Origin of the sequence: Nostoc favosum CHAB5714 (assembly GCF_020829495.1) — a bacterium.
Taxonomy (GTDB): Bacteria; Cyanobacteriota; Cyanobacteriia; order Cyanobacteriales; family Nostocaceae; genus Nostoc; species Nostoc favosum.
This window is the reverse complement of the sequence record NZ_JAIVFQ010000010.1, coordinates 25,164-39,240: the sequence shown is the minus strand read 5'-3', so window position 1 is coordinate 39,240 and position 14,077 is coordinate 25,164. Positions and strand designations below refer to the sequence as shown.

Annotated in this window: 16 protein-coding genes; 11 read left to right on the top strand and 5 right to left on the bottom strand. The window is 42.2% G+C overall.

What is annotated here, in order from left to right:
- Nucleotides 1–53: 53 nt before the first annotated feature.
- A complete protein-coding gene (locus tag LC586_RS09745) occupies nucleotides 54–977 on the bottom strand; it encodes a hypothetical protein (RefSeq protein WP_229484359.1) in 924 nt (307 codons plus the stop codon).
- Between the two features lie 141 nt (nucleotides 978–1,118).
- On the opposite strand from LC586_RS09745, the gene LC586_RS09740 reads away from it, so the two are divergent.
- The 4 genes from LC586_RS09740 (at nucleotide 1,119) to LC586_RS09725 (ending at nucleotide 5,498) form a co-directional block, all read left to right on the top strand.
- Nucleotides 1,119–2,588, top strand: a complete 1,470-nt coding sequence (locus tag LC586_RS09740; RefSeq protein WP_229484358.1) for an aminotransferase class I/II-fold pyridoxal phosphate-dependent enzyme — start codon at nucleotides 1,119–1,121, stop codon at nucleotides 2,586–2,588.
- A gap of 444 nt (nucleotides 2,589–3,032) precedes the next feature.
- Complete coding sequence (locus LC586_RS09735) at nucleotides 3,033–4,052, top strand: ABC transporter ATP-binding protein (RefSeq protein WP_229484357.1); 1,020 nt, start codon at nucleotides 3,033–3,035, stop codon at nucleotides 4,050–4,052.
- A gap of 123 nt (nucleotides 4,053–4,175) precedes the next feature.
- Nucleotides 4,176–5,063: an ABC transporter permease gene (locus tag LC586_RS09730; RefSeq protein WP_229484356.1), complete on the top strand. Its 888-nt coding sequence runs from the start codon at nucleotides 4,176–4,178 to the stop codon at nucleotides 5,061–5,063.
- A gap of 36 nt (nucleotides 5,064–5,099) precedes the next feature.
- A complete protein-coding gene (locus tag LC586_RS09725; RefSeq protein WP_229484355.1) occupies nucleotides 5,100–5,498 on the top strand; it encodes a hypothetical protein in 399 nt (132 codons plus the stop codon).
- 202 nt (nucleotides 5,499–5,700) lie between these two features.
- On the opposite strand, the gene LC586_RS09720 is transcribed toward LC586_RS09725, so the two are convergent.
- On the bottom strand, nucleotides 5,701–6,138 hold the full coding sequence (locus tag LC586_RS09720) for a peroxiredoxin (protein ID WP_229484354.1): 438 nt from the start codon (nucleotides 6,136–6,138) through the stop codon (nucleotides 5,701–5,703).
- Between the two features lie 195 nt (nucleotides 6,139–6,333).
- On the opposite strand from LC586_RS09720, the gene LC586_RS09715 reads away from it, so the two are divergent.
- The 7 genes from LC586_RS09715 to LC586_RS09685 all read left to right on the top strand — a co-directional run bounded on the left by LC586_RS09715 (nucleotide 6,334) and on the right by LC586_RS09685 (nucleotide 10,172).
- Complete coding sequence (locus tag LC586_RS09715) at nucleotides 6,334–6,738, top strand: Npun_F0494 family protein (RefSeq protein ID WP_229484353.1); 405 nt, start codon at nucleotides 6,334–6,336, stop codon at nucleotides 6,736–6,738.
- Nucleotides 6,739–7,066: 328 nt separating this feature from the next.
- Nucleotides 7,067–8,545 carry a cobyric acid synthase CobQ gene (gene cobQ, locus LC586_RS09710; RefSeq protein ID WP_229484352.1) on the top strand — a complete coding sequence of 493 codons (1,479 nt, stop codon included), beginning with the start codon at nucleotides 7,067–7,069 and terminating at the stop codon, nucleotides 8,543–8,545.
- Nucleotides 8,546–8,641: 96 nt separating this feature from the next.
- Nucleotides 8,642–8,878, top strand: coding sequence for a 2Fe-2S iron-sulfur cluster-binding protein (locus LC586_RS09705; RefSeq protein WP_069073076.1), 237 nt, complete (start codon nucleotides 8,642–8,644; stop codon nucleotides 8,876–8,878).
- Between the two features lie 100 nt (nucleotides 8,879–8,978).
- Nucleotides 8,979–9,281 carry a type II toxin-antitoxin system RelE/ParE family toxin gene (locus tag LC586_RS09700; RefSeq protein WP_229484351.1) on the top strand — a complete coding sequence of 101 codons (303 nt, stop codon included), beginning with the start codon at nucleotides 8,979–8,981 and terminating at the stop codon, nucleotides 9,279–9,281.
- Between the two features lie 11 nt (nucleotides 9,282–9,292).
- Nucleotides 9,293–9,604, top strand: a complete 312-nt coding sequence (locus tag LC586_RS09695; protein WP_229484350.1) for a HigA family addiction module antitoxin — start codon at nucleotides 9,293–9,295, stop codon at nucleotides 9,602–9,604.
- 144 nt (nucleotides 9,605–9,748) lie between these two features.
- Nucleotides 9,749–9,961: a type II toxin-antitoxin system HicA family toxin gene (locus LC586_RS09690; protein ID WP_229484349.1), complete on the top strand. Its 213-nt coding sequence runs from the start codon at nucleotides 9,749–9,751 to the stop codon at nucleotides 9,959–9,961.
- Nucleotides 9,954–10,172: a type II toxin-antitoxin system HicB family antitoxin gene (locus LC586_RS09685; RefSeq protein ID WP_229484348.1), complete on the top strand. Its 219-nt coding sequence runs from the start codon at nucleotides 9,954–9,956 to the stop codon at nucleotides 10,170–10,172. The genes LC586_RS09690 and LC586_RS09685 overlap by 8 nt, the downstream gene beginning before the upstream one ends.
- A 124-nt stretch (nucleotides 10,173–10,296) precedes the next feature.
- On the opposite strand, the gene LC586_RS09680 is transcribed toward LC586_RS09685, so the two are convergent.
- The 3 genes from LC586_RS09680 to LC586_RS09670 all read right to left on the bottom strand — a co-directional run bounded on the left by LC586_RS09680 (nucleotide 10,297) and on the right by LC586_RS09670 (nucleotide 12,697).
- Nucleotides 10,297–10,740, bottom strand: a complete 444-nt coding sequence (locus LC586_RS09680) for an SRPBCC family protein (protein WP_229484347.1) — start codon at nucleotides 10,738–10,740, stop codon at nucleotides 10,297–10,299.
- A 66-nt stretch (nucleotides 10,741–10,806) separates the two neighbouring features.
- Nucleotides 10,807–12,246 (bottom strand): 9,9'-di-cis-zeta-carotene desaturase, encoded by a 1,440-nt coding sequence (gene zds, locus LC586_RS09675; protein ID WP_229484346.1) that lies wholly within the window; start codon nucleotides 12,244–12,246, stop codon nucleotides 10,807–10,809.
- 274 nt (nucleotides 12,247–12,520) lie between these two features.
- Nucleotides 12,521–12,697, bottom strand: a complete 177-nt coding sequence (locus tag LC586_RS09670; protein ID WP_181985004.1) for a ribbon-helix-helix domain-containing protein — start codon at nucleotides 12,695–12,697, stop codon at nucleotides 12,521–12,523.
- Nucleotides 12,698–14,077 lie beyond the last annotated feature (1,380 nt).

Sequence of the window (14,077 nt, the reverse complement as noted above, 5' to 3'; positions counted from 1 at the left end):
CCCGATCTAAAAGATGGGCATTAAAGCGCTTCAGTGGAGCTTAATAATTGGTTTTACTGATTATTAAGATTGCTATGTGAATCAAATCTTGCTAGCAATTCTTCACGGGATAATTGAAGACATAGCGGAGTAAATTCTTCTGGTGATAAGTGCAACAAATTATTGACCACTCTCGTCAATTCCTCATCCACAGAACCAAACCGGAATCTCAACAAGTTTTGCACAACCTGGCGTTGTCCTTGCTGTACTCCTTGCTGCACTCCCTCTTGTACTGCTTGCGCTCTTGCTTCCTGATAAGCTTCTGTTAAATTCATGATCAACTCCTGGTCATCCTCAGTTAAATCTGTTTGTGTCATCACACTGATACGCCACCTGTAAACTATTTCTAGAACATTACGACGTACAAGGTTCTCTGGTGAAAGCGCAACGAGTTCCTTGACTGCTTGAATCTGCACTGTTCCTCGCCCCAAAAGCCTGAACCACAATGTATCATCCCTGACGGGTAACTCGTTAATTGCTACTATCACCATTCTCAGAGATTCAGGTGAAAAGTAAACTCCAGAAGGCCAGTTTTCTAAGTCTAGTTTAGCGCCAAAACCGTTGAGCAATCCTGGAGAAGCCGATGGCGCTAAAATCCACAAACGAGCTAAATCATTTTCTGGTAAATTCGTGTCTTCTCTTTTAGCTTTTCGCTGCGAGTCTGCAATTACCGTAAAGAGCTTCAGAACACAGTTACGTACCTCCGTCTTACTAGGTTGATTGCGAAACGGTTCTAACAAAGCAGTATTCAGCAGAGCAATCCTTCCTAGTAATCCCAGACTTTGTGCAAGCTCTTGCGGTGGTAGTGCAGGCGAAAACAAAACATCAACAAATCTAGCTTCATCAGTAACTTCCTTGTTGACTTCTACTTTGCCTAGAGGAGACAGTAACTCCTCCAATAATTGTTTAGAAAACTGGTCGTAGGGTTTTCGAGTCATGTAAAAAAAGCAACCTGTATTTTATTTTACAAGGGTTAAAACAATTCCCAATGTAAAGATAAACGGGAGTTTGAGCAAAACCTGTCAACAGTAGTTTCATTTTTAGAAACTTTTTTGTACCTTCAATTACGAATTATTTTAATGCTCAATCAAAACCAAACACCCTTATTAGATGCCTTAAAAGCTAATGCAGCAAAACCCCATACACCTTTTTACACCCCAGGACATAAACAAGGTGAGGGAATTTCTCAACCCTTGGCTGATTTACTTGGTAAAGCTGTCTTTCGCGCTGATTTAACCGAATTAGCAGATTTAGATAATCTCTTTGCCCCCCAAGGCGTTATTCAACAAGCACAACAACTAGCAGCAGCAGCTTTTGGCGCTTCACAAACATGGTTCCTTGTCAATGGTTCTACCTGTGGGATTGAAGCAGCAATTCTCGCTACCTGTGGCACAGGCGATAAAATCATTCTGCCTCGCAATGTACATTCATCTGCGATCGCTGGTTTAATTCTCTCCGGTGCAATACCAATTTTTCTCAATCCTGAATACGATCCAGTTTTAGATATTGCCCATAGCATCACGCCTAATGCTGTAAAATCTGCACTCCAACAACATCCAGATGCTAAAGCAGTGTTGACAGTTTACCCAACATATTACGGCGTTTGCGGAAATTTGAGTGCGATCGCCAATATCACACATCAATATAATATCCCTTTACTTGTAGATGAGGCACACGGCGCACACTTTGCCTTTCATCCAGAATTACCCACTCCAGCTTTAGCCGCAGGTGCTGATTTAACTGTACAATCCATCCACAAAGTACTTGGTGCAATGACACAGGCATCGATGCTGCACATCCAAGGTAACAGGATAGATTGCGATCGCATCAGTAAAGCTTTGCAACTCGTACAATCTACCAGTCCTAGTTATTTACTTTTAGCTTCTCTAGATGCAGCGCGTCAGCAAATGGCACTCCACGGCAAAATGCTAATGTCTCGCACTTTGCAACTTGCTGATGAAGCTAGAACCAAAATCAGTGAAATTCCTGGATTATCAGTTTTAGAAATGCCTCGGTTGGGGCGATATCCTGGTTTTGTGGCTTTAGACAAAACCCGACTAACTGTGACTGTTTCTAATTTAGGTTTAACTGGATTTGCAGCAGATGAAATTTTGGATGAAAAATTTGCCGTTACTGCTGAATTTCCCTCCCAGCAACATCTCACCTTTATCATTAGTTTAGGCAATACCGCAGCCGATATTGAACAATTAGTCCAAAGTTTTACCATTCTCGCCAAAGAATATCGCCCAACCAACGCTACTGTTAAAAACTATATTTGGCAGGATTTTGTCAGAACATTCGGTACTAATTTGTATTTGTCTCCCCGTGAAGCTTTTTTTGCTATTAGTGAAATATTACCTTTAGCAAAGACTTGCGATCGCATTTGTGCCGAAATCGTCTGTCCCTATCCTCCGGGAATTCCCGTATTAATGCCAGGGGAACTCATCACCAAACCCGTTCTTGACTACTTGCAACAAATCCAGGCGATGGGAGGATTTATCAGTAGTTGCAATGACACTAGCCTCGAAACTTTGAAAGTTGTTAAATAGCGTGCTAATTTAGCTAAATCAAAAAGAAGCCCCACATCCTACCGTTAATACAAAACTAGTCGCAAAAGCTGCTTTTCAAGTCGCAAAAGCTGCTTTTCAAGTCGCAAAAGCTGCTTTTCAAGTCGCAAAAGCTGCTTTTCAAGTCGCAAAAGCTGCTTTTCAAGTCGCAAAAGCTGCTTTTCAAGTCGCAAAAGCTGCTTTTCAAGTCACAAAAGTTAGTTTACGAGTTCAAAAGCTGCTTTTCAAGTCACAAAGCTCTAGTATTTGGTGTATTTCGCTACAAACGCAATCAAACAACTTGCTTAAAATGAGCAGAAATTTTTGGCAGCATGGCGCATGAAGCGAACTCGTTTACGATTTTCGCTCATGCGCTATTTCCTAGTCTTCACCTTCTACAATAAAGATAGACTTTATTGAGATTTGTATAGTTGGGGATAAGCTGTCATGGCTCCCGCCGTTTTCATTCAAAATTTGCAAAAACGTTACGGTACAGTGGTTGCCGTCCAAGATGTTTCCTTTCAGGTAGAACCAGGAGAAATTTTTGGTTTACTTGGCCCTAACGGTGCTGGGAAAACTACTACCTTGCGTGCTTTATGTACACTTACCACACCGGATGCTGGCAAAATCGAAGTATCTGGCATCTCTGTGTTAGATAATCCGAGAGTGGCAAGACAACGATTAGGCTACGTAGCTCAGGAAGTCGCTATAGATAAGGTGCTGACTGGAAGAGAACTGCTGCAACTGCAAGCTGCACTTTATCACCTCCCAGGCGCAGTAGCCAAACAGCGCATCGAGACTGTATTAGATTTACTCGGTTTGCAAGAATACGCCAATAAAAAGACAGGAACCTATTCCGGCGGTTTACGCAAGCGCCTAGACTTGGCTGCTGGGTTACTACATTCACCGGATGTTTTAGTTTTAGATGAGCCAACAGTAGGGCTTGACATAGAAACCCGCTTTGTCGTTTGGGATTTCCTGCGAAAATTACGCGCCTCTGGGACGACGGTAGTAATTACCAGCCATTACTTAGAAGAGGTTGACGCTTTAGCCGATCGCGTGGCAATTATAGATCGCGGCGTTGTAATTGCTGCTGGGACACCTTCACAATTGAAAGATCAAGTAGGTGGCGATCGCATCACTTTGCGAATCCGCGAGTTTTCCCCGATTGAGGAAGCAGAAATTGCCAAAAACCTCTTGCAACCTTTGCCGTTTGTGCAAGAAGTGATCATCAACAGCGCTCAAGGTAATTCCCTCAACTTAGTGGTGACACCTCAGAATGATGTTCTGATTAACATACAGCAAGCGTTGAATACTGCTGGCTTGCCCATATTTGGCATAGCCCAATCTCGCCCCAGCCTCGATGATGTTTACCTCGCCGCTACAGGACGCACACTGATGGATGCAGAACTGGCAGCCGTTGCCACTCGCGATCCCAAGGCTGAGAAAAAGCAGAATATGAGATAGATAGGGAATGGGGAAGATGAGGGAGATAAGGGAGATGAGGGAGAAATAACCAATCCCCAATTCCCAATCTTCAATCCCCAATCCCCAATTCCCCACTCCCCACTCCCCACTCCCCAATTAATTATGAGCGTTACTCCTAAATCTGATATCAATTGGCAGCCGTTAACATCGCCACAAGCAGATGCTAATGCTGCACCTAACTTTTTCGGTGAATTGGTACAAGAGACGTTGGCTTTAACTCGTCGCTTGTTTATTCAATTGCAACGCCGTCCCTCCACATTGGTTGCCGGAATTATTCAGCCAGTGATGTGGTTGGTGCTATTTGGTGCTTTATTTCAAAATGCACCCAAGGGATTGTTCGGCAGTACGACAAATTACGGACAATTTTTGGCTGCTGGAGTAATTGTGTTTACAGCCTTTGCTGGGGCGCTGAATGCTGGTTTGCCCGTAATGTTTGACCGCGAGTTCGGCTTTTTGAATCGTTTGCTGGTAGCACCGTTAGCATCACGGTTTTCTATTGTCTTTGCTTCAGCAATCTTTATCATCAGCCAAAGTTTGCTGCAAGCAGCCGTGATTGTTGCAGCAGCAGCGTTTATTGGGGCTGGACTACCGGATGTAACGGGCTTATGTGCGATCGCTTTAATTGTCTTCCTCTTAGCTTTGGGTGTAACAGCCATCTCCCTTGGTTTAGCTTTCGCTCTACCCGGACACATTGAATTGATTGCAGTGATTTTCGTCACTAACCTACCATTATTGTTTGCTAGTACTGCTTTGGCTCCTCTATCCTTCATGCCTCAGTGGTTGCAGGTTGTGGCTACCCTAAATCCTCTCAGCTATGCGATCGAACCCATTCGCTATCTGTATCTCCACAGTAGTTGGGGACTAGGTAGCGTAGTAATGCAAGCTCCTTGGGGTGATGTTACCTTCGGGGGAGCGTTGCTGGTATTGTTTGGCTTTGCCGTTGTCGCCTTACTGAGTATTCAACCCCAACTGCGGCGGACTCTTGCTTAAAGAGATAAAATAGAGCAATTTTAGGGTCAAAATCCCATGAAAAAATCACTTTTACAAATTCCTAGACTCATTGTGGCTACCGTGGCAGGAATTAGCTTTGCTTCCTTGCTCATGGCTCAACCCAGTTCGGCTCAACAAGTTAGCCCAGCCGATGCTTTTCCCAGCAATAGTACAACAGACCAAAATACCGATCCTTTCTCCCGCACGAACTCAGATAATTTCAACATGTTTGACCTGATTCATCGGGCGAATTTCGGGACTCTTAACTGGAATTCTGACCAACAAAACGAACAACTAGACTCAGCCGCAGCAGCTTTTAAAGCAAGGCAACAAAAACTAATTCGAGGTGAACAACAGCAAGCAACCCCCAGTTTGCCATCGTTTACACTACCATCAGCTACGCCGCCATCGGTTACACCACAATCAGGTAACTGAATTCAAACAAAAGACCTCTTGCAAAAGTCCCTAACACCCCACCCCCAACCCCTCCCCGCAAGCGGGGAGGGGAGCGTTTGCGTGAGCAAATGCGGGGTGGGGTTCTTTATTTTTGATTTATGCAAGAGGTCTAAAGAACCCCAAGCCTCTAGAGGCTCGGGGCTGAGACTGTTTAAAAAATCCTTAGTTATCAGGTAAAAAACTACAGCCCAAGTGCAGCTAAAACATCGCTAGCATGGGTGGTGGTATTTACACTAGTGTCAACATGAGTAATTTTGCCACTGGGGTCAATTACGTAGGTGACACGCTTGGCATAACCGCCGCCATCCACATCGAAAGCTTTGATTAGGGATTTGTCGGTGTCAGCCAGTAGGGGAAAATTCAAATCATATTTTTGGGTGAATGCTTGATGAGAGACTTCATCATCTGCACTGACTCCCAAGATTACAATATCTTTACCTTGATATTGAGCCTGGGCATCCCGAAAACTACAGGCTTGTTTGGTGCAACCTGGCGTGTCATCTTTGGGGTAAAAATACAAAACGACCGTCTTCCCCCTTAAATCAGATAGCGAGACTGTGTTGCCCTTTGTATCTTTAGCGGTAAATGCAGGTGCATCCGTACCAACTGCTAGAGGCATAATTAACCTTTCCTGTTTCAGATTGTTGATGCACTTGAAATTTTACATTAATTTATAATCATTAAATATAATTACTAAAAAATAGCATAACTATACTTTGGGTAACCAATTTTTGCTTAAATGAGGTAGTTGGTAAAAGAAAAAATATATTCTTACATTAATTTTTATCAGAAGAAAAATTACTACCCATACACAATGCCTGCTGTTGATTCCCAAAACGCAAATATTTTTGTCTATCCTCAAAGCACAGTAGACAGAGCCGAGCGATCGCTAGTGTGTTCACCCTTCAATTTATCTTTATTTGAAGTCATGGGACACCAGAGTGTGTCATTAACTGCGATCGCACTGGAAAATGGCCTTAAGCAGGGCTATACTAAACGCCCTTTATCAGAATTAGCCTGTGACAACGCCTTGGGCTGGCTGATCCAAGTGGGTGTATTACGCCGAGAAGTCGATGGTCAGGGGATTACAGATAGTTTTCGCCTCACTCCCTTGGGTCGCCAGTTAGTGGAACAATATCAGGGAAAAAATTGGCGGACACCTTCATGGCGCGATCGTTTATCCGATGCTGTAATTCGTTGGTTGCGGATACCTTTTTAGAATAAAAAACTAAAAAGTTAGGATTAGGGAATTAAAGGGAACAATATATACGGAAACGTCACATCTATTCATGAAGTCTTTACCATAATCATCTAATAATTAAAATTTGTGATGCTTATGGTGGGCATGGGGCATTGGGCATTGGGCATTGGGCATTGGGCATTGGGCATGATGTATTAGTTTTTCTCCCCCTGCTCCCTCATCTCCCTCATCTCCCTCATCTGCCTCATCTGCCTCATCTGCCTCATCTACCTCATCTCCCCCTGCTCGGCTATTGTTAACTCCTAAAAATTCACCCTGTATCCTGAAAAACTAACGACTAACAACTATGAAATCAATTATGGTGGTGGGGACAACATCCCATGCAGGGAAATCACTTTTAACTACAGCTATTTGTCGCATTCTGTCGCGGCGTGGCTGGCGAGTGGCTCCCTTTAAAGGTCAAAATATGGCTTTAAATGCTTATGTCACTGCCAATGGTGGAGAGATTGGCTATGCCCAAGCAGTGCAAGCTTGGGCGGCGGGAGTCGTACCTTGGGTAGAAATGAACCCAATTTTACTCAAACCTCAAGGGGATATGACTTCCCAAGTAATTATCAAAGGTAGGTCTGTTGGTAAAGTTAGTGCCTCAGATTACTACGAGCAATATTTTGACCTGGGGTGGCGGACAATTGAAGAATCGCTACAGCATTTAGGAACAGAATTTGACATGGTGGTTTGTGAAGGTGCCGGTAGTCCAGCAGAGATTAACCTCAGGCACCGCGATTTAACTAATATGCGGGTGGCAAAATATTTGAATGCGCCAACGATGTTAGTGGTTGATATTGATCGGGGTGGTGCTTTTGCCCATGTAGTGGGAACTTTAGAGTTATTAGAACCAGAAGAACGCGCCTTAATTAAGGGTGTAGTAATTAACAAGTTTCGAGGACAGCGATCGCTCCTAGATCCAGGGATAAAATGGTTAGAAGAACGTACAGGTATCCCGGTCATTGGTGTTATACCTTACTTACAACAAGTTTTTCCAGCAGAAGACTCCCTTGATTTGCTAGAACGTGAATCCCATAAAGCCCAAGCTGACCTCAACATTGCCGTCATCCGCTTACCCAGAATTGCTAATTTCACCGACTTTGACCCACTCGAATCAGAAAGCACTGTTTCAGTGAAATATCTCAGCCCAAAGCAAGATTTAGGACATCCTGATGCCGTAATTATCCCAGGTACAAAGACCACAATTGCTGATTTGCTACTGCTGCAAAAAAGCGGTATGGCAGAAGCTATCCAACACTATGCTGCTTCTGGGGGAACAGTTTTAGGTATCTGCGGTGGGTACCAAATGCTCGGTCAAATCATCGCTGATCCAGAAGGGATAGAGGGACAAGCAGGCAGGTATCAGGGGTTAAATCTTTTACCAATCAGAACTGTAATTACCGGACAAAAAATTGCCCGCCAGCGCCAAGTTAGCTCGAATTATCCGCAACAGGGCTTGCCAGTAAATGGCTTTGAAATTCACCAAGGGCGATCGCGCATCGAACAGCAAGGTATAGACCCTCAATCGTACCATGCCCTATTTGACGATATTAATTTAGGGTTAGTGGATAGTTGTCAATCAGTCTGGGGAAGTTACCTTCACGGGCTTTTTGACAACGGCCCTTGGCGACGCGCTTGGTTAAATCGCCTCCGTCAACAACGCGGTTTAAAATCTTTGCCCACAGGTGTTGCTAACTACCGGGAACAGCGAGAGCAGATTTTGGACTCCCTAGCCACTGAAGTAGAAAGCCATTTAGACTTAACTCCGTTTTTGTCTTAAACTAAAGTGCATAAAAATCGCACATTTTTTCGATTACAGTGTCATTAGTCGCTAATGACTAATGACCAATGACCAATGACCAATGACCAATGACCAATGATTGTTCGTGTCCGCTTTTTACCAGATGATGTCACAGTAGATGCCGAAGTGGGAGAAGCCCTATTAGATGTAGCAGACCGGGCTGGGGTATTTATTCCCACCGGTTGTCTGATGGGGTCTTGTCACGCTTGCACCGTCGAATTAGAGGATGGAGAGATCATCCGTGCTTGTATCACCGCAGTACCACCACGCGAGGAATTGACGATTAATTTGTTTAGCGACCCAACTTGGTAATGTCGCCCCTGTTAGTATGCTATACGGATATTAATTGTGCTATTGTATGATAGATTCCATTATGAGTTACGTAACGCATAATATCTACCATTACTAATTTATGTCTCCGTCAGACAAATATCCAAAGTTTAAAGATAAAAGGACGGAGCGGTTTGCTCTAGGTGAGAGGGTCAAAGAGTTTCACGCTTTTACAGATCAAGCATATAAACGACTTGATATATTAGAAGCCGCTACTAACAAAGAATCTCTGATGAAACTACCGAGCAACCATTTTGAGTCTTTAGAGGGTGATCGAAAAGGTCAATATAGCATTCGGATAAATAAGCAATGGCGGATTTGTTTCAATTGGCCAGATGAAGAATCTCAACCTTTCAACATTGAAATTACAGACTATCATCCTTAAAGGAGAATAACATGGCACGGCCACCTATCCATCCTGGAAAAATTCTTGCTGATGAGCTTCATGAATTGCAGATGAGCGCAAGTGAGTTAGCACGTATTCTTCATGTACCAACAAATCGTATTACTGAAATAATTAATGGTGAACGGGCAATTACTGCTGACACGGCATTACGGTTAGGGCAATGGTTTGGTACTGGTGCCCAGTTGTGGATGAATTTACAAAAAAATTATGAGCTTAGACTAGCTGAAGAAAAAATGGGTGAAGAAATTCAAGCAACTATTTCTCCTCGGATATTACCTGAGTACAAACAAGTCAATGCATAAACAAAAATCTAATCAATGATTAAATTTTTTGGATAGACAGCAAGAAACTTTGACTTTTGACTTCCCCGAACGCGAATTTATCTCCAAGAGTTGGGGCTGATCGATTGTTTCTTGCTGTGGCGATCGCATTTTTTAATAAAATTAATGCCTAAGAAAATCCGGGAACTGAAGCAAATGCTTTCCCAAGTAGGTTTTACAGAAGTCCCAGGAAAAGGAAGCCATACTAACTGGGTGCATCCCCTCTATAGTGGAAAAATCACGATTTCAGGCAAAGACGGAGCAGATGCTAAACGCTACCAAGAGAAGGAAGTGAAACAGGCAATTGAGGAAGTAGAAGGGAAAGAAAAAGATGAGTAAACTTAAATACCAAATGTTTATTCAGTGGTCTGATGAAGATGATTGCTTCTTAGTAGGATTCCCTGATTTTCCAGGACAACGCTGGCGGACTCATGGGGATACTTACGAGTTGGCGGTGGCAAATGGAATTGAAGCTTTAGAGTCTCTAATTATTGCTTACGAAGCTGTAGGTGATCCACTTCCAAAACCAACAGTAAGTAGTGTGTGCTAACGCAATTTACTTTAATACAGACATTTTAACGGTTAATGCTACTCCATTTACCCGAACAAATGTTCAGGCAGCAAGAAACTTTTACACATTGTTTCGTAGTGCCCGTTTTTGCTATATATATCAATTAATTAGCTTTAACATTCAGTGCATATTCTTTAAACCTTTCCAAATCAGCTTGAATCGTCGATTCAACCACCCGCCCCAAAAACAAGTTATCCATAATTTTGCCAATAATGCCGGGGATAGCGTAGGAAATGGTCATTTTGACAATACTACTATTGTGGCGATCGTAAAAGCGAATCGCTCCCTGATTCGGCAAACCATCAATCGATTCCCATTGGATAATTTGGTTGGGAATGACTTTGAGAATTCGGGATTTCCAAGTAAATTCTAAACTGCCCGTTTTCAGTTTCCAAAGAGATATATCTGGATTATCTGGCGGAATTTTCACCGAATCAATCCACTTCATCCACCGGGGCATTTGCTCCAAATCAGACCAGAGGCTCCATACTAAATCTATGGGAGCCTCTACTTCTACCTGCACAGTATGTTCTAACCAATCTGACATTCTCTCTTCTTCCTTCTCTTTGAGATGCTTTGCGTAGCTTGCTTCTTTGCAGGAGTACGCGGTTAGTTATCTCTTCAAACTCTCCAAAATCACTTTTGCCGCCCGCCGTCCAGAAATAGTAGCACCTTCCATGCTGTCGATGTAATCTTGCTGAGTATAACTCCCTGCAAGGAAGAAATTATCTACTGGTGTCTTTTGGTTGGGACGGTACGCATCCATCCCTGGCGCTTCTCGGTAGAGAGACTGAGCAAGTTTTACTACGCTGTACCAAGTCATATTTAACTCCCGCGACGAGGGAAACAGTTCATGCACTTGCTTGAGGACATGCTGTGCGATCGCTTCATTACTTTGTGCAATAAATGGATCTCCCGGTGTCAGCACTAACTGTAACAATGAACCCTGTCCTGGGCGATAATAATCAGCAGGGCTAGTCAACGCCAAATCGGCAAAACAAGAAAAGTCAGCATCGGCTGTGTAAAGTAAGTTATCGATTCCAGCCGCGTGCAAAAGCTGTTTACGTTGCTCTCCATCGTTCAGTTCCGTTACCCAACCATCGAAGCGTAACTGCACAGTTGCCACTGGCACTGCATCTAGTTTGTAAATATTGTCAAATTCTGACCACTTACGCCACTCGTGGGGTAGGATGCGTTGAATTCCTGGAACATCACAGGCAAAAACGTAAGCATCAGCGATGATAGTTTCTAATGTATCACCTTGGGCAACTACTATACCAGTGACGCGGGTTTGTTCGTCTAACTCAGTAAATTGAATTTCCCGAACTTGCCGACGCGTGTAAACTTTTGTGCCTCTGACTTCCAAATATTCCAGAATGGGCTTGTGCAAATACTCAGATGGAGAACCTTCCAGCATTCGCAAAACTGAGGCTTCAGTTCGGACTGCAAATAACTGGAATATCGTTAACATACAACGGGCAGACATATTTTCGCAATCAATAAATCCCAGTGCGTAGGCAATGGGATTCCATAAGCGTTTGATGCTGCCATTACTCCCACCGTGACTGCGGAACCAGTCGGCAAAGCTAACTTTATCTAAGTTGCGGATGGTTTTCATCGCCCCGTTAAAGTCTACCAACCCGCGAACTATGGGACTAGTACCCAAAGCGATCGCATTTTGCAGTTTATCCTGCAACGATAGTTGAGAGGTCGTGAAAAATGCCTTTAAGCCATTGAAAGGCGCACCTGTAAAGAAGCGAAAATCTAAACCACCAGTGCGGCCTCCTTTATTAATAAAAGTGTGGGTATGTTCCTTGAGACGTAAGTTTTCTAACACCCCCACTTTCTTCATCAAGTCAAATAGTTGGTAGTAGCAGCCGAAAAATACATGCAAACCCATTTCTACATGGTTGCCATCTCCATCAACCCAACTGCCAACTTTACCACCCACAAACGGACGAGACTCAAAAATCTCTACTTCACAACCAGCATCAGCTAAATCTACTGCGGTTGCTAGCCCAGCCAGTCCCGCACCTACGATTGCAACACGCATTCCGTCGTTCCTTTTCAGTTTCTTTACAGATTGTAACTGGGTTGGTGTCGGAATTTGCTACCTAATATCAACTCCACCAGCATATTCAACCATCGCAATGTCGATACTAAAACCTTTTTGATCACTCGTTTTAGTCCCGGTAATTGATCAGACGCGAGAAAAACGCGTCTGTATCAGCTAGACAAACTCTTGTCCATAGCGGCGGACTCAAAAAAGTATCATAGCTATTTTTTGGTAACAAAGCAGTTATCTGGTAAGTCGTAAAAGCAACTTCTTACTTGTTTACATCTTTGTCGTCATCGGAGACAGGCAAACTTCTAATCAGTTCCCGAATCACATCGGTTGCGGGTCTACCTGTTTGCTGACAATATTTTTCTAGCTTTTCCGCTTCCTGTGTTGCGAGATTGACAGTTATACGTTTAACAGCCCATTTTTTATTTGTCATTATCATGCTATCTGCTGTATATTTTGATCGTCGTAAGGTTCTAAGTAAAGAGGAAAACGATAAGGTTATCAGAATTTGTCTCAGGAAACAAGTAATACCATTAATATTAAATATGTTCGTTTTGTCAAAGTATTCATCATTTTCTAAAAAAAATAAAAAACTACACTTTATTTGTTACTCTTGTGACAGTATAAAGAACACATAGTTGCTTTTGAAGATAATAGCGCTACTAACAGCATGAGTAAAGCCTGAGAATGAAATTTTATAAATGAAATTGAGACACCTACTGTTGAATCAATCAAGATTTGCAAAGTTATTCTCCATCGAAAGCATTTGACCTTCTCTCTTAACCAAGTTCGCCAAACCCACTTGGAGAGAACATCTCAGATAACACCAGAAAATAAAGCTTCAAAATCATTATCATGCTGAAATGCCTTCTGACAGGCGGGTTCCAATCGTCTATAGAGGTCGTGAATAATCACTTAAAAGTAGGCAAATAAGCGATCGCTCTAAAACAAACAGCCATCTGCACCCATTACTGTAACCACGAAGTTAAGAGCTACTTGAACGTTTATGAATTTTGGTTATCCTCGATCAAGCTGATTGCTTCTTTGCGGCAATAGAGTAACCACCAAAAAGGCTATAAGGCTCAGTTTCCTGGGTGTAAATAGCTGAGTTTTTTGGTAAATTTTAACAGCATCATCTGTAATTTTACACAGATAAATGCTCACCAAACAGAGATGATGTTACTTGACTGTCGTCGATAACAATATTTTATTTTTGTTTCATTCTTGTACACTAACTCACCGTAAAAACACGATGCAATCTGACATGTGTTTTATCTTCTCTCTAGCGATATAGTTTGTCTTAAAGTCAGTGGTTTGTTTTTCGATTCATAGTATTTATGTATCGGGAGGTTAGACAATTCATTTTTTGCACATTTTTGTACCATAAATTCGGCAGTAAATTTTTCACAGCTAAAAAATTACTGTCAATAAACTTTTGATTTTGCAAACATTTATTATTTAGTAAGTATACTCATAAAAGCAATTGTATATTTCATTTTTTCCATTATGTGTTCATTATAGCCATTGTTTATACACTTTAAATAATCTTCATTTAGAGAACAAATAAACTCATTCTCATGCTTTATAAAAAAAATACAAAGAAAAAGATATATTCTGATATTTTGCTTAATTATATTGATACATTACACGATGAAAAACTCAGAAAATTATTAAAAAAATATTTTGATATCTAAGTACCTCACCTAGATTTTATTAAACAGAACCTTGCAGAGAATTTTTTGGCGTTTTGTACTGATTTATACTGGTAAATATCCAAATGAAATGACTGGAAAAATTTCCAAATACAGCTACTTCATGA